This window comes from Bradyrhizobium jicamae (assembly GCF_018130695.1).
Classification (GTDB): Bacteria; Pseudomonadota; Alphaproteobacteria; order Rhizobiales; family Xanthobacteraceae; genus Bradyrhizobium; species Bradyrhizobium jicamae_B.
In genome coordinates, this window is sequence record NZ_JAFCJX010000025.1 from 21,300 (window position 1) to 36,990 (window position 15,691).

Annotated in this window: 13 protein-coding genes; 9 read left to right on the forward strand and 4 right to left on the reverse strand. The window is 64.0% G+C overall.

The window, feature by feature from the left end; translation table 11 throughout:
- The first annotated feature begins 130 nt into the window (after positions 1-130).
- Positions 131-556, forward strand: a complete 426-nt coding sequence (locus tag JQ604_RS30250; protein ID WP_212364355.1) for a DUF1330 domain-containing protein — start codon at positions 131-133, stop codon at positions 554-556.
- A 171-nt stretch (positions 557-727) separates the two neighbouring features.
- Here JQ604_RS30250 and JQ604_RS30255 read toward each other — a convergent pair whose 3' ends face one another.
- The 3 genes from JQ604_RS30255 to JQ604_RS30265 all read right to left on the reverse strand — a co-directional run bounded on the left by JQ604_RS30255 (position 728) and on the right by JQ604_RS30265 (position 3,935).
- Positions 728-1,954 (reverse strand): ABC transporter substrate-binding protein, encoded by a 1,227-nt coding sequence (locus JQ604_RS30255; protein ID WP_212364356.1) that lies wholly within the window; start codon positions 1,952-1,954, stop codon positions 728-730.
- Positions 1,955-2,189: 235 nt separating this feature from the next.
- Positions 2,190-3,413, reverse strand: a complete 1,224-nt coding sequence (locus tag JQ604_RS30260; RefSeq protein ID WP_212364357.1) for an ABC transporter substrate-binding protein — start codon at positions 3,411-3,413, stop codon at positions 2,190-2,192.
- A 159-nt stretch (positions 3,414-3,572) separates the two neighbouring features.
- Complete coding sequence (locus tag JQ604_RS30265; protein WP_212364358.1) at positions 3,573-3,935, reverse strand: DUF1304 domain-containing protein; 363 nt, start codon at positions 3,933-3,935, stop codon at positions 3,573-3,575.
- 93 nt (positions 3,936-4,028) lie between these two features.
- Between JQ604_RS30265 and JQ604_RS30270 the strand changes: the two genes are divergently transcribed.
- The 3 genes from JQ604_RS30270 (at position 4,029) to JQ604_RS30280 (ending at position 8,108) form a co-directional block, all read left to right on the forward strand.
- A complete protein-coding gene (locus JQ604_RS30270) occupies positions 4,029-4,595 on the forward strand; it encodes a methylated-DNA--[protein]-cysteine S-methyltransferase (protein WP_212364433.1) in 567 nt (188 codons plus the stop codon).
- 319 nt (positions 4,596-4,914) lie between these two features.
- Complete coding sequence (locus JQ604_RS30275) at positions 4,915-6,168, forward strand: HlyD family secretion protein (protein ID WP_433996297.1); 1,254 nt, start codon at positions 4,915-4,917, stop codon at positions 6,166-6,168.
- The gene (locus JQ604_RS30280; RefSeq protein ID WP_212364360.1) at positions 6,165-8,108 is read left to right on the forward strand and encodes a glycosyltransferase; all 1,944 of its coding nucleotides are present in this window, start codon (positions 6,165-6,167) and stop codon (positions 8,106-8,108) included. Before JQ604_RS30275 ends, JQ604_RS30280 begins: the two co-directional genes overlap by 4 nt.
- Before the next feature lie 166 nt (positions 8,109-8,274).
- Here the strand turns inward: JQ604_RS30280 and JQ604_RS30285 are convergent, their stop codons facing one another.
- Entirely contained in the window at positions 8,275-11,070 is a 2,796-nt protein-coding gene (locus JQ604_RS30285) for a [protein-PII] uridylyltransferase (protein WP_212364361.1), read from the reverse strand.
- 197 nt (positions 11,071-11,267) lie between these two features.
- On the opposite strand from JQ604_RS30285, the gene JQ604_RS30290 reads away from it, so the two are divergent.
- The 5 genes from JQ604_RS30290 (at position 11,268) to JQ604_RS30310 (ending at position 15,587) form a co-directional block, all read left to right on the forward strand.
- Positions 11,268-12,242, forward strand: a complete 975-nt coding sequence (locus JQ604_RS30290) for an aliphatic sulfonate ABC transporter substrate-binding protein (protein ID WP_212364362.1) — start codon at positions 11,268-11,270, stop codon at positions 12,240-12,242.
- 215 nt (positions 12,243-12,457) lie between these two features.
- Positions 12,458-13,306 carry an ABC transporter permease gene (locus tag JQ604_RS30295; RefSeq protein WP_433996298.1) on the forward strand — a complete coding sequence of 283 codons (849 nt, stop codon included), beginning with the start codon at positions 12,458-12,460 and terminating at the stop codon, positions 13,304-13,306.
- Entirely contained in the window at positions 13,306-14,091 is a 786-nt protein-coding gene (locus tag JQ604_RS30300; protein ID WP_212364363.1) for an ABC transporter ATP-binding protein, read from the forward strand. The genes JQ604_RS30295 and JQ604_RS30300 overlap by 1 nt, the downstream gene beginning before the upstream one ends.
- A gap of 57 nt (positions 14,092-14,148) precedes the next feature.
- Positions 14,149-14,658 carry an OsmC family protein gene (locus JQ604_RS30305; protein ID WP_212364364.1) on the forward strand — a complete coding sequence of 170 codons (510 nt, stop codon included), beginning with the start codon at positions 14,149-14,151 and terminating at the stop codon, positions 14,656-14,658.
- Between the two features lie 128 nt (positions 14,659-14,786).
- Entirely contained in the window at positions 14,787-15,587 is an 801-nt protein-coding gene (locus tag JQ604_RS30310; RefSeq protein WP_212364365.1) for a hypothetical protein, read from the forward strand.
- The last annotated feature ends 104 nt before the right edge of the window (positions 15,588-15,691 follow it).

Below are 15,691 nucleotides of genomic sequence, written 5' to 3' on the forward strand. Positions count from 1 at the left end.
CGCGAACCCGCACTAATCCCGCGGCAAGCTAGCGTTCCCGGTTTAAGGTGCGGTTACGCAAAGCTTAACGCGGCATTAGGAGGTGCGGCGGCGCGTGCTAAATTACCTTGCAACATCAAGGGAGCGCGACATGGGCCACATCGATCCGACCAAAGAGGTATTTGCACAATTTCGGGACAGCGATCGGCCGGGCCCGATCCACATGCTGAACCTGGTCCGCCTGCGCGAATGGGCCGCCTATCCCGACGGCCGCAAGGTCAGCGGCGCGGAGGCTTATGCGGCTTACGGGCGCGAGAGCGGCCCGGTGTTCGAACGGCTCGGCGGACGGATCGTCTGGCAGGGCCGCTTCGAGCTGATGCTGATCGGTCCGCAAGAGGAACGCTGGGACCACTGCTTCATTGCCGAGTACCCGAGCGTCGGCGCCTTCGTCGAGATGATCCGCGATCCTGTTTATCGCGAGGCGGTCAAGCATCGCCAGGCCGCGGTGGAGGATTCGCGGTTGATCCGCCATGCGGTGCTGCCGGTCGGCAAGACGTTCGGCGAGGTGCCGAAGTAAGTCAGATGCGTAGGGTGGGCAAAGCGAAGCGTGCCCACCGTCACGAGCACGTCGAGAATGGTGGGCACGTCGCTGCGCTCCTTTGCCCACCCTACCGACCTCGATCGCAGCGACCCAGAAACAAAATCGGCGGCCCGAAGGCCGCCGATCGTTGTCCAGATTTCCCAATAACTAGCCCGACGGGCCGTTGTCCTCGAGGATCGGGCCGAACAGCTCCCAGCGCTCGCCGTTGAACTTCATCATCTGCAACTGCTTGTTGACGCGGTAATCGTCCGGCGTGGTGTTGGCGACGATGCCCGGCAGCGACAGATCGAGCTGAACATTCTTCAGGCTGGTGGCGACCTTCATGACGTTCTCGCGGGTGAGGTTGTCGCCGCACTGCTGCAGCACATAGACCATCAATTGCGAGGTCGAGTAGCCGTAGCTGTTGAAGCTCGAGTCCTTGTCGCCATCCGGATAGTACTTCGCCATGAACTCGAAGTACTTCTTCATGCCGGCGTCGTCCTTCCAGGTCGGATCGAGCGGATCCTTGCCGTAGTTGACGCTGATCACGCCCTTGGAGGCCTCGAGGCCCGCAGGCTTCATCACCGCGCCGACCGAGGTGGCGTTGATGTCGAGGATGTGCACCGGATGCCAGTCGAGCTCGGCGATCTTCTTGATGGCCTGCGCGGCCTGCTTCGGCGTGGTCGCGCTGAAGAACAGGTCGGCGCCGGCGGCCTTGATCTTGAGGATCTGCGAATCGATGGTCGGATCGGAGACTTCGTAGGAGGCTTCCGCGACCACCATGGTCGCAGCCTTGTCGCCGAGGCCGGCCTTGATGCCGTTCAAATAGTCTTTGCCGAGGTCGTCGTTCTGATAGAGGATTCCGACCTTGGCAGCCGGATGGTTCTTGATGATGTACTGGCCGTAGATGCGGCCTTCGACGAAGTAGTTGGGGTTGAAGCCCATCGTCCACGGAAAATTCTTCGGGTCGGTGAACTTCGAGGCGCCGGTGGCGGCGAACAGCTGCGGCACCTTCTTGGAGTTGAGATATTTCTGCACCGCCGCGTTCGACGGCGTGCCAAGCAGCTGGAAGGTGAGCAGCACCTCGTCGCTCTCGACCAGCTTGCGCACCTGCTCGACGGCCTTGGGCGGCGAGTAGGCATCGTCATACTGGATCAGGTTGATCTTGCGGCCGTTCACACCGCCCTGATCGTTGATCATCTTCATGTAGGCGGCCTGGGTCTTGCCGATGGTGGCATAGGCGGAGGCCGGTCCGCTGAACGGATTGGTCTGACCGATCTTGATCTCGGTGTCGCTCGCGCCAGTGTCGTACTTCTTCTGCGCGTAGGCCGACGACGCCGACAGCGCGATCGTCAGCGCCGTTGCCGTGACCAGATGGAAAATCCCGTTCCTCATAATGCTGCTTTCCTCACGTGATTGATATTGGTCGATGATCTCATCGGCGGGGGCAAATCCCCGCAACGCGCCATCGCTGGCCTGGATTGTGGAGGAACGCTTGTTGCGACGCAAGATGAGCGATGCTGAAAAGGTGAGCGACATCAGGTCAACGAAAGTAGGGGGCACTGCAGAACCGCAGCCGGCGCAACGGTTTCCCGCTGCGCCGGTAATTCCGTAATGCGGATGGAGGCTACTAACCCGACGGCCCGGTGTCCTCGATGATCGGGCCGAACAGCTCCCAGCGCTCGCCGTTGAACTTCATCATCTGCATCTGCTTGTTGATGCGATAGTCGCTCGGCGACGTCGTGGCGGACATGCCGGGCAGCGACAGGCTGCCGACATAGTTCTTGAGGTTGGCTGCCTGGCGCATGACGTTGTCGCGCGTCAGATCGTCACCGCATTGGCGAAGGATGTGCACCAGCAGTTCGGCCACTGAATAGCCGTAGGTGTTGACCGTATTGAGCTTGTCGCCCTCCGGGTAATATTTGTCCATGAAGGCGAAATAGGCCTTCACGCCCGGGTCGTTCTGCCACTGCGGGTCGCCTGGATCCTTGCCGTAGTTGGTCGAGATGATGCCCTTGGAGATGTCGAGCCCCGCAGGCTTCAGCGTCGCCGACACCGGGCTCGCGTTGATGTCGAGGATGTGCACCGGATTCCAGTTCAGATCATTGACCTTCCTGATCGCCTGCGCCGCGAATTTCGGCGTCGAGGCGTCGAACAGCAGATCGGCACCGGTCGACTTCAGCTTGACCACCTGCGAGTCGACAGTCGGATCGGAGACCTCATAGGAGACTTCGCCGACGATCATGCTCGCCGCCTTGTCGCCGAGCCCGCTCTTCAAGCCCGCGAGATAGTCGCGGCCCATGTCGTCATTCTGATAGAGGACGCCGATCTTGGCATTGGGGTGATTGGCGAGAATGTATTTCGCGTAGATACGGGCTTCGGACACATAGTTGGGATTGAAGGCGATGGTCCAGGGATAGTTCTGCGGATCGGTGAAGCGCGCAGCCCCGGTCGAGGCGAGCAGTTGCGGCACCTTCTTGGCATTGAGATATTTCTGTACGGCGGCATTCGCGGCGGTGCCGATGACCTGGAAGGTGAACAACACCTCGTCGCCTTCGACGAGCTTGCGGATCTGCTCGACCGTCTTCGGCGGCGAATAGGCGTCGTCATACTGAATCAGGTTCAGCTTGCGGCCGTTGATGCCGCCCTGATCGTTGATCATCCTGAGGTAGGCGGCCTGGGTCTTGCCGATGCCGGCATAGACGGAATAGGGGCCCGAGAACGGCACGGTCTGGCCGATCTTGATCTCGGTGTCGGTGGCTCCGGTGTCGTATTTCTTCTGCGCGGTGGCTGATGTCGCCGACAACGCAATGGCAAGCACAGTCCCCGCCAGCAATCGAATGCTGCTCTTCATAGCGTGACCTCCCATGTTGCCGATGATCTTGGCCGCCGGTCTGCGTTGACCGGCGGTTGTCATCGTTGAGAGGATGATGAAGGAAGGGGGGTGGCAATGCAAGGCAATGCCACCTGCGCGTCAGGGTCGCGTCGGTGTAAAATGTGAAGCAATATTCCGCTACGCGAGCCAAAGCAGGATCAGCGCCAGCGCTGCGGGCGCGGCCTGCACGAACAGGATGCGCTTGCTGACGCTGATCGCGCCATAGATTCCGGCCACGATCACGCAGAGCAGGAAGAATGTCTTGATCTGGAAACCAATCGCTTGTGTCGGATGCAACAGGCCCCAGATCAGGCCCGCGGCGAGGAAGCCGTTGTAAAGTCCCTGATTGGCTGCGAGCACGGCCGAGTCGATCGCCTTCTCGATCGTGTTGCGAAACGTCTTCAAGCCGAGCGGCTTGGTCCAGAGAAACATCTCGAGGATCAGGAAATAGATATGCAGCGCGGCCACCACCGCGACCAGGATATTGGCAAGCGAGAGCATGATGCGGTCCCCCAACCCCACGGAATTCGGGTGGACGTTAGCACGTGCCAGGCCGAAAGTGCGACCGACGACAATGGATTTTCCGGACCGACGATGACCGCGCAAAAGACGACCGCCAAGACGCTCCAAACGAAGCCGCTCCAAACCAAGACGTCTGAGACATTCCGCCTCGACCGCCTGACCACGCCGATCGGCACCGCGTTGCTGGTCACCGACGACGACGGTCTGTTGCGCGCGCTCGACTGGGACGATTACGAGGCGCGGATGCTGGAGTTGCTTCGGCTGCATTACGGCGCGGTGAACCTGAAGGAGGCTCGCGCGCCCGGCGATCTCAGGACCGCGCTTGCCGGCTACTTCAAGGGCGATCTCGACCGTCTTGCCACCATCAAATGGCGCGTCGCCGGCACGCCGTTTCAGCAAAAGGTCTGGACCGCGCTGCCCAACATTCCGGCGGGCACCACGATGAGCTATGGCGCGCTGGCTGCAAAATTGAAGGTGCCGAACGCGATGCGCGCGGTCGGCCATGCCAACGGCTCCAATCCGATCAGCGTCGTCGTGCCCTGCCACCGCCTGATCGGCGCCAACGGCTCGCTGGTGAAATATGGCGGCGGGCTGGAGCGCAAGCGCTGGCTGCTGCGCCACGAGGGGGTTGCAATTTAACCGATTTTGCCGACGCATCGGCACGACTGAAGTACGAAAGTACCATTTCAACATTGCATCAGTTTTTCCAAACGATGCCAGGACCCCCTTTAGGGCGTTCTTAAGCACACTTGTATCTCCTTGATTGGCACCCGCATCGCCCATGGGTTGTGATGCGTTAGTTCTATCGCTGACAAACTCAGGGCCAGCTGCCATGGACCAGGCGCAACAAAAACAGGTCTCAAGGGAAGATGTGCCCACGTCTCCCGATGAGCCAAGCACCACATCATTCGATCGCGGCCACGGCGCGCGAGCTCTGCAGCGCGACCTGCACGATCGAGTGCAGCCGCCTGTGGAGGAGCCGGTCGCCGACGGTTCAGCGAATGCTGACGCGCCTGCGCGCTCATCAGGCCGGATAGTTCGCCGCTTCTTCAAGATCGCGGCGGGACTTGCCATCGTCGCCGTGTTCGGGTGGCTGCCGCTCAAGGCGATCTGGCAGACCTCGAGCGTCGAGGCCGTGGTCAATGCGCGGATCGTCACGCTGCGCTCGCCGATCGACGGCACTGTGACCACAAAGGCCGGCTATCCCACCGGATTGAGCGGCGTCAGCGAGGGCGACGTGATCCTGCGTGTCGTCAATACGCGCGGTGACCGGACCAGGCTCGACGATCTCAGGCGGCAGATGTCGCGGCTGGAAAATCAGCGGCCGAGCCTGGCAGCGAAGCTCGCCACCGCCGAGGCTGCGCAGCAGGATCTCGCTCGCCAGGCCGGCCAGTTCCGCGACGGCCGTATCCTGCAGCTCGAGGCGCGCATCGCCGAGATCCAGTCGGCGATCGAAGCCGCCGCCGCTCGCCGCGAGGACGCGGTCGCCGCCGTTGAGCGCGCGTCGTCGCTCGCCAAGACGGGCACTGTCTCGACCGTGGAGCTGGCGCGGCTGACTCGCGAGCAGTCGGTCGCCCAGCAGACCGAGGTCGGCGCCCGCCGGCGGCTCGATGCCGCCAAGGTCGAACTGACCGCCGTCCGCAGCGGCACCTATCTCGGCGACAGCTACAACGACCGGCCGAGCTCGGCGCAGCGCGAGGAGGAGATGCGCCAGCGCGCTGCAGATTTGCGCGCCGACCTCACGCACACCGATGCCGAGATCGAATGGCTGACCCATGAGATCGCGGTCGAGCAGCTGCATTACATCAGCCGCTCGGAGGCTGATATCAAGGCGCCGGTCGCCGGCCGCATCTGGGAGATGATGACCTCGCCTGGTGAGGATGTCAGGGGCGGGCAGTCCCTGCTGAAGGTGCTGGATTGCGCGGGCGCGGTCGTCACCGCGAATGTCACCGAGAGCGTCTACAACCGCCTGAAGCTCGGCGAGCCCGCAAGCTTCGAGCCGAATGACGGCAGCCCCGTGCTCAGGGGTCAGGTGGTCAATCTGACGGGCGCGTCGGGCGCGCCGGCGAATCTCGCGATCAACCCCGATGCGCTCAACAAGGAGCCTTATCGGGTCACGGTGTCCGTCCCGGCGAGCGAGGCCGCGGGCAAGGATTGCGCGGTCGGCCGCACCGGCCGGGTCGTGTTCAACGACACCGCGGCCAAGCCATGATCGCGGCCCTTGCGCCCGGGATGATCGCCTTCGGCGCCTGCCTTGCCATCCTGCCGCTGCTGCGGCGCGAGCACATGTTCGCGCGCGTGCTGATGGCGGGCGTGTCCGTTGTCCTGCTGGCTCGCTACTTCGTCTGGCGCGTTACCGAGACCATGCCGCCGCTCGCCCTCACCGCCGACGCCATCGTCGGCTATCCCTTCATGCTGGCGGAGGCGGCCTCGCTGGTCGCGGTCTGCCTGTCGCTGCTGTTTCTCAGCCGCACCATCGATCGCTCGCCCGAGGTGAACAGCCGGCTGCGCCAGCCGAAGGCGCAGCAGTCGACGCCACTCGTCGACGTCTTCATCTGCACCTACAATGAAGAGAAGGCGATCCTGGAGCGCACCATCATCGGCGCCACCGGGCTCGACTATCCCTATTATCGGGTGTGGGTGCTCGACGATGGCCGCAGGCTCTGGCTGAAGCGGCTGACCCAGGAACTCGGCTGCAACTACCTGACTCGGCCCGACAACAGCCACGCCAAGGCCGGCAATATCAATCACGCGCTCAAGCATGTCGCGGGTCTGCAGGACCGGCCGGAATTCATCTCCATCCTCGATGCCGATTTCGTGCCGATGCCGGACTTCCTGACCCGGGCCCTGAGCCTGATGCGAGACGATGTCGGCGTGGTGCAGACGCCGCAGCACTTCATCAATGCCGATCCGATCCAGGTCAATCTTGCAACGTCGGAGGTCTGGCCGGACGAGCAGCGCTTCTTCTTCGACATCCTGATGCCGGCAAAGGACGCCTGGGGCACCGCGTTCTGCTGCGGTACCTCCTCGGTGATCCGCTTCGACGGGTTGATGCAGATCGGCGGCTTCCCGACGGACTCGGTGACGGAGGACTACCTCGTCACCCTGCGTCTGAAAGAGCACGGCCTGCGCACCGTCTATCTGAACGAGCGCTTGACGCTCGGCCTCGCGCCGGAAGGGCTGAAGGAATACATCACCCAGCGTGGCCGCTGGTGCCTCGGCTTCATGCAGATCATCAGGGGGCGCAGCGGGCCGTTCTCGACGCAATCGAGGCTCGATTTCATGGATCGGCTGTCGCTGGTCGATTCTTTCATGAGCTGGGCCGCCGTCTACAGCACGAAGGTGCTTGGACTCGTGGTGCCCTGGCTGTTCCTGCTGTTCGGCATCAAGGCGGTGCATGCCGATCTGTTCGAACTGCTGAAATACTTCCTGCCGTTCTATGTCTGGCACGCCTTCACGATGGCCTGGATCTCGCGCGGCCGCTCGCTCGCGATCATGACCGACGTGTCGCAATACATCGCCGCGCCCGCCGTGTTGAAGGCCGTCGTGACCGGATTGGCCAAGCCGCAGGGCCACAAGTTCAAGGTCACCGCCAAGGGCGGCGATCGCAACCGCCGCTTTGTCGAGTGGCCGCTGCTGCGGATCTACGGCGCCGCGCTCGTGATCACGCTGTTCGCGATCTCCTATGCGTTCATCCTGAACCTGAGAGGAGAAAACATCGCCTATGGCGGGCTGGCGCTGGCCTGGAGCCTGTACAATTGCGTCGTGCTGGCGATCGTCTGCTTCATCTGCATCGAGCAGCCGCGCCGCCGCAAGGCGGAGCGCTTCGAGCGCGACGAGCCGGTGCTGATCCAGCAAGGCCACGCGTCGCGGCTGGTGCGGATGGCCGACATCTCGATCACCGGCGCGCGCTTCATCGATGCCGCGCCGCCGCCGGTCGGCACGGTCCTGAAGTGCAATGTCTATGGCCAGAGCGTCTCCGCGCTCGTCGTGCGCCGGACCAGCGATGGCTTTGGCGTCCGTTTCGAGGATGCGGTCGCAACGCGGGTGAGCGTGGTCCGCGCCTTCTACGCCGGCGAATATGTCCGCGCCTTCCACGGCGTGCGCGCCGCGCCTGTCGGCAAGGCGCTGCTGTTGCGGCTGTTCAGTTGAGGTGCAACGACGGATCGTAGGGTGGGTTAGCCGGAACGCATCGGCGGTCGTTCAACATGCGATCATGCAAGGCGTAACCCACCGGCGGTATTTCATTGCTCGATGATGCGAGTTGGTCGGAAAGATGGTGGGTTCCGCCTACGGCTAACCCACCCTACGGCACCGTCTACGCCGCGGGCTTCGCGGCGTTGTCCTCGCTCGACAACAGATGCAGCAGCGCGCTCTTGATCGCGGCCTGTCGGGTCGGCGCGTTGATTTGGGCGCCGAGCAAGTCAGTCACATAGAACACGTCGCGGGCGCGTTCGCCGAAGGTCGCGACGTGGGCGGAGGCGATGTTGAGGTTCAGCTTCGAGATCGCCGTGGTGAGCTGGTAGAGCAGGCCGGGCCGGTCGAGGCCGGAGACCTCGATCACGGTGTAGCGGTCTGACCAGGCATTGTTGATGGTGACTTCAGGCTCGACGATGAAGGGCCGGGTCTTGGTCCGCACGGTGCGGCGCGCCACCGCTTCGGGCAGCCGCAGCTTGCCTTCCAGCACGTCCTCGATCATCTCGCCGATCCGCGTGGCACGCCGGCCCTCGTCTTCGTCGCGGTCGTATTCCCGCGAGATCGAAATGGTGTCGAGCGCGCGGCCGTCGGTGGTCGTGTAGATCTGCGCGTCGACGATGTTGGCGCCGGCCGAGGCGCAGGCGCCCGCGATGATCGACAGCAGCCAGGGGTGGTCGACGGCGAGGATGGTCAGCTCGGTGACGCCGCGCATCTCGTCGAAGCCGACATTGATCGCAAGCTTGTGGCCGGCCTGCTCGCTGGCGCGGATGAAGCGCGCCTGGCGGATCTTGCGCTGCAGCTCGACCTTGAGCCAATAGGCCGGATAGTGCCGGCCGATATAGGCGTTGAGCTCGACTTCCGGCCATTCGGTGAACTCGCGGCGGAACTCGGCCTGCGCCATCGCGATGCGCTGGGCGCGGTTGACCTCCGAAAAGCCACCGGTCAGCACCGGCTCGGTCTCGTAATACAGCGTGCGCAGCAGCTGCGCCTTCCAGCCGTTCCACACGCCCGGGCCGACGCCGCGGATGTCGGCGGTGGTCAGGATGGTCAGCAGCTTCATCTGCTCGACCGATTGCACCACGGCGGCAAAATTCTCGATCGTCTTGCGGTCCGACAGATCGCGCGACTGCGCGACCGTCGACATCGTCAAATGCTCCTCGATCAGCCAGGCCACGAGTTCGGTGTCGGCGGCGGAAAAGCCGAGCCGCGGGCACAGCCGCCGCGCCACCTTGGCCCCCGCGATCGAGTGATCCTCGGGCCGGCCCTTGGCAATGTCGTGCAACAGCACGGTGATGTAGATCACCGGCCGATGCTCGGGCTGGATCTTGCGGAACAGGTCGCTCGCGACCACGAACTCTTCATTGCCGCCGCGCTCGATGTCCTGCAGGAAGCCGACGCAGCGAATCAGATGCTCGTCCACCGTGTAGTGGTGATACATGTTGAACTGCATCATCGACACGATCTTGCCGAAGGCGCGGATGAAGTGGCCGAGCACGCCGGTCTCGTTCATCCGCCGCAGCACGGTCTCGGCGTCGTTCGAGGTCAGGATCTCCATGAAGAGACGGTTGGCTTCCGGATTTTCGCGCAGCTGCGTGTTGACCAGCTTCAGCGAGCGCGTCACCGTGCGCATCGCATCGGGATGGAATGCGAGATTGTTCTTCTGCGCCAAACGGAAAATCCGGATCAGATTGACCGGGTCGTGCTTGAAGACATCGGGCGCGGCGAGGTTGATGCGGTTGTTGTCGACGATGAAATCGTCGCTGTCCGGCACCCGCCGCCGCTTGGCGTTGCCCGGCCGCAGCCGCGCCACCATGCGGCTCAGCACCGGCGCGGGCTTGGCCTGCTCGTCCTCCAGCTTGGCGCACAGGATCGCGGTGAGGTCGCCGACGTCCTTTGCGATCAGAAAGTAGTGCTTCATGAAGCGCTCGACGTCCTGCATGCCTGGATGCGAGGTGTAGCCGAGCCGCACCGCGATCTCGCGCTGCATGTCGAACGACAGCCGCTCCTCGGCGCGGCCGGCGAAGAAGTGCAGATTGCAGCGCACCGACCAGAGGAAATCGGCGCAGCGGCGGAAGGTGCGATATTCCTGCGCGTCGAAGACGCCGCGTTCCAGCAACTCGTCGGTTTCGCGCACGCGGTAGACGTATTTGGCGATCCAGAACAGCGTGTGCAGGTCGCGCAGGCCGCCCTTGCCGTCCTTCACATTCGGCTCGACCAGGTAGCGCGACTGGCCGCCACGACGATGCCGCTCCTCGCGCTCGGCGAGTTTGGCGGTGACGAATTCGGACGCCGTGCCCTGCACGACCTCCTTGTCGAAGCGCTCGACCAATTCGTCATAGAGCGGCTGGTCGCCGGCGAGGAAGCGCGTCTCCAGGATCGCGGTGCGGATCGTCATGTCGCCGCGGGCCTGGCGGATCGATTCGTCGACCGAGCGCGTGGCATGGCCGACCTTCAGCCCCATGTCCCACAGGCCATAGAGAATGGCCTCGGCGACCTGCTCGCCCCAAGCGGTCTGCTTGTAGGGCAGGATGAACAAGAGATCGATGTCGGATTCCGGCGCCATCAGCCCGCGGCCATAGCCGCCGGTCGCGACCACCGACATGCGTTCGCCGCCGGACGGGTTGGGCGTGTGATAGAGATGCTTGGTCGCCGCCTGATACAGGATGCGGATGATCTCGTCCTGCATGAAGCAGAGCCGCTCCGCGCAGCGCCGGCCGTGACGATCCCTCAGCAGCACCGCCTGCGCGGTGGCGCGGGCCTTGACCATCTCGGCCTTGAGCATCTGCGCCATGGCGGCGCGGAACTGGTCCTCGCGGCCGGAATGTTTTTCGGCGAGCGCATCGAGCGCGGCTGATATCCGCGCGGTCTCGAACCGGTCATCCGCTTCAGCGCGGCCTTCTGCTACGACACTGTCCATGCACTCTTCCGATAACGGACGCGGCCTTTGCTGTCACTGACCAAAGTATGAGGGCAGTGGCTCCATGCTCTCCTGACGACGCTTTGGGCAAAACCGTTCTCGCGCCGCCCCGTCGAAAGTATGGATTTTCCTGTTGACCGCAAGTCTAACACATTGAAATAAAAGGGCGTTTTTATCGTCTCGGGGAGATCGACACTATGCCCAAATTTTCACGGCGTGCTCTGGCTGGCCTCGTCGCGGCCGCGGCCCTGCTTCCCGGCGCGGCATTTGCCGCCGACGCGTTGAAGGAGATCCGGATCGACTGGGCGACCTACAACCCGGTGTCGATGGTGCTCAAGCAGAAGGGGCTGCTCGAGAAGGAGTTCGCCAAGGACGGCATCACCGTCACCTGGGTGCAGTCGGCCGGTTCCAACAAGGCGCTGGAATTCCTCAACGCCGGCTCGATCGATTTCGGCTCGACCGCGGGCTCGGCCGCGCTGGTCGCCAGGATCAACGGAAACCCGATCAAGTCGATCTATGTCTATTCGCGGCCGGAATGGACTGCGCTGGTCACCGGCAAGGACTCCAGGATCGCCTCCGTTGCGGACCTCAAGGGCAAGCGCGTCGCGGTGACCCGCGGCACCGACCCGCACATCTTCCTGGTCCGCGCGCTGCTCGGCGCCGGCCTGTCGGAAAAGGATATCACGCCGGTGCTGCTGCAGCACGCCGACGGCAAGACCGCGCTGATCCGCGGCGACGTCGACGCCTGGGCCGGCCTCGATCCGATGATGGCGCAGGCCGAGGTCGAGGAGGGCGCAAAGCTGTTCTACCGCAAGGCCGATGCCAACACCTGGGGCATCCTCAATGTGCGCGAGCAGTTCTTGAAGGACTATCCGGACATCGCCCGCCGCGTGCTCGCCACTTACGAAGAGGCGCGGAAATATTCGCTGGCGAACTACGATGAGCTGAAGAAGACCTTCATCGCGGTGACCAAGCTGCCGGATGCGGTCGTCGACAAGCAGCTGAAGGAACGCACCGAACTGACCCACAGCCGCATCGGTAGCGCCCAGCGCGAGTCCATCCTCGCGGCCGGCCTCGCTTTGCAGCAGGCCGGCGTCATCGACGCCAAGGTCGATGTGAAGGCGGCGTTGGACTCGCTGATCGACGACCAGGTTCCGCTGCCGACGAATTAGTTGCAGTGAGGGGTGGCACAAGCGCCGCAAAAAACTGTCGTCCTGGCGAAAGCCAGGACCCATTACCACGAATGTGCGTTTTGGCGTGACGCCGGGGCTACGCTTGCTTCCAACAACTGGACCCGGTGGTAATGGGTCCTGACTTTCGTCAGGACGACGGGGATAGTTCGGAGCGAGCCCCGCCTTGCAATCCTCTCCGAAGAGTCGTTCTTGCTATGGCCATGACCGTCGACCTGCCAGCCCTTGAACGAACCGACGTGACCGCGCACCGCGTGGCCTCGGCAGGGTGGTCGCGTTACGCGCGCCCCGCGCTCGGGCTGTTGCTGCCGGTCGTGCTCGCGCTCGGCTGGGAGCTCGTCGTGATGCTCGGCTGGTCCAACGGCCGCCTCGTTCCGCCGCCGTCAAGGATCTTCGCCACCATTGTCGAACTCGCCAAAAGCGGCGAGCTCACCCGCCACATTATCGCGACCCTGACCCGCGTCGGTGCCGGTTTCGTGCTCGGCGTGATCTCCGGCACTATCCTCGGCGCGATCTGCGGCTATTGGGGTCTGGCGCGCCGGCTGCTCGATCCGACCGTGCAGGCGCTGCGCGCGATCCCGTCGATCGCCTGGGTGCCGCTCTTCATCCTCTGGCTCGGCATTTTCGAGACCTCGAAGATCGCGCTGATCGCGGTCGGCGTGTTCTTTCCGGTCTATCTCGGCGTGATGGGCGCGATCCTCTCGGTCGATCGCAAGATCGTCGAGGTCGGCCGCATCTTCCGTCTCTCGGGACTGGCGATGATCCGCCGCATCCTGCTGCCCGCCGTGTTGCCGGCCTATGTGGTGGCGCTGCGCGTTGGCCTTGGGCTGGGCTGGATGTTCGTCGTCGCCGCCGAATTCATGGGCGCGTCCGAAGGGCTCGGCTATCTCCTGATCGACGGCCAGCAGCTTGGCAAGCCCGCGCAAATCCTCGCCGCGATCGTGATCTTCGCCATCCTCGGCAAGACCACGGATTGGCTCATCGAGCTCGCGACCGCGCCGCTGCTGCGCTGGCAGGACGGTTTCAGCCATCGGGGAGGCGCCTGATGCTCGCCCTGAAGGACGTCGGCAAGACGTATCCGAACGGCGTGCACGCGCTCGAGCGCTTCACGGCAGAAATTCCGCCGGGGGAGATCGTCGCCATCATCGGCGGCTCCGGCTGTGGCAAGTCGACTCTGCTCCGCGCCATCGCCGGCCTCGATCGCGCCTCGACCGGCGCGGTGACGCTCGACAACACCACCATCACCTCGCCGCATGCCAAGATCGGCATCATCTTCCAAGAGCCGCGGCTGCTGCCCTGGCTCAGCGTCGCCGACAATATCGGCTTCGGCCTCACCGATCTCCCGGCCGAGGAGCGGCGCAAGCGGATCGCGCTGGCGCTCGCACGCGTTGGCCTCACCGACAAGGCCGCCGCCTGGCCGCGCGAATTGTCTGGCGGGCAGGCGCAGCGGGTCGCGATTGCGCGCGCGCTGGTGCCGCAGCCGGAAGTGCTGCTGCTGGATGAACCATTCTCCGCACTCGACGCCTTCACGCGGCGCGATCTGCAGGACCATCTGCTCGCTCTCTGGGCCGACCAGCGTCCGACCCTGATCCTGGTCACTCATGATGTCGACGAGGCAGTGGTACTCGCCGACCGCGTGCTGGTGATGCGGCCGCGGCCGGGCCGGCTGTTCGAGGAGATCAAGATCAACCTCGCGCGGCCGCGCGACCGCAAGTCGGAGCTGTTCGACAATTTCAAGCGGCGGGTGCTGACCGCACTCGACCGCTCGCTGGACCGTTCGGTGCGGGCGATCGCGGACAAATCAAGCGCTGGAGAGGCCATGTGGTGGTGACATCGGCGCCATAAGGCCTTACACCCGGTTGGCAAGAAGAACGCCGGGAGACAGACCATGGACGCCGCCGAACTCCGCGCAATGCAGGCCCCGATCAAGGAGCGTTACAAGGCCGATCCGTCGGCCGCCGTGATCACGCTGAAGGCCAAGGGCTCGATCGAGAACGAAGGGATTGCCTGCAAGGTCGAGACCGGCCGCGCGCTCGCGGTTGCAGGCCTGCATCCCGCAACTGGCGGCTCCGGGCTTGAGCTCTGCTCCGGCGACATGCTGCTGGAAGCGCTGGTCGCCTGCGCCGGCGTCACCCTGAAATCGGTCGCCACCGCCGTCGAGGTGCCCCTGACGAGCGGCGTCGTGATCGCCGAGGGCGATCTCGATTTCCGCGGCACGCTCGGCGTCGACAAGGAGACCCCGGTCGGCTTCGCCGAGATCAGGTTACGCTTCGAAGTCGGCACCGACGCGCCGCAGGAAAAGCTCGATCTCCTGCTGAAACTCACCGAGCGTTATTGCGTGGTCTATCAGACCATCAAGAACGGTCCGAAGGTCTCGGTGACGATGAAGCGGATTTAGTTGTCGTCCCGGCGAAGGCCGGGACCCATACGCCGTGCTCTTTCGCTTCAAGCCTCGTTGCCCACCGACTTTTGCTCCCCACGCACTGTCGTGGTTATGGGTCCCGGCCTTCGCCGGGACGACAATCCATGTCCCCCGACCTCTACTTTCTCCTGATCCTCGTGCTGCGCATGGCCGTCGCGGCGGCGTTCGTGGTCAGCGCGTCCATCATCACCGAGCGCTCGGGGCCGGTGATCGGTGCGCTGGTCGCCACACTGCCGATCTCGGCCGGGCCGGCCTATGTCTTCCTCGCACTCGACCATGACCCGGCCTTCATTGCCGAGGGCGCGCTGGCGAGCCTGCCGGTCAATGCCGCCACCGTCTGCATGGGTCTCGCCTATACCGTGCTGGCGCAGCGCTTCAGCATGTGGATCAGTGCCGGCAGCGCCATCGCGCTTTGGCTGGTGCTCGCCACCATCATGCGCCAGTTCGCCTGGTCGTTTGCCGCCGGGCTGATCGTCAATGCCGTCACCTTTGCGATCTGCATTCCCCTGCTCAAGCCGTATCGCCACGTCGCGAAGATGCCGCTGATCGCGCGGCGCTGGTACGACATCCCGCTGCGCGCGGCGCTGGTTGCGAGCCTGGTCGGGACCGTGGTGACGGCGTCGAGTTGGGTCGGCCCGCGCGTGACCGGCGTGATGGCGCTGTTTCCGATCGTGTTCTCCTCGATGATGCTGATCCTGCATCCCCGCATCGGCGGCCCCGCCACCGCGGCCGTGCTCGCCAACAGCGCCTGGGGCCTGCTGGGCTTCGGCCTTGGCGTCGCGGTGTTGCACCTCGCGGTCGCGCAATTCGGCTCGGCGATCGGGCTCAGCTGCGCGCTCGCGACGTGTATCGCGTGGAATTTGATGCTGTGGTGGAATGGACGGCGGAAGAGCGCGCGAACCTGACCATCGTCATTGCGAGGAGCAAAGCGACGAAGCAATCCATCTCTCCGCACATGTGGAGCAATGGATTGCTTCGCTTCGCTCGCAATGACGGGGAGAGAGCGATT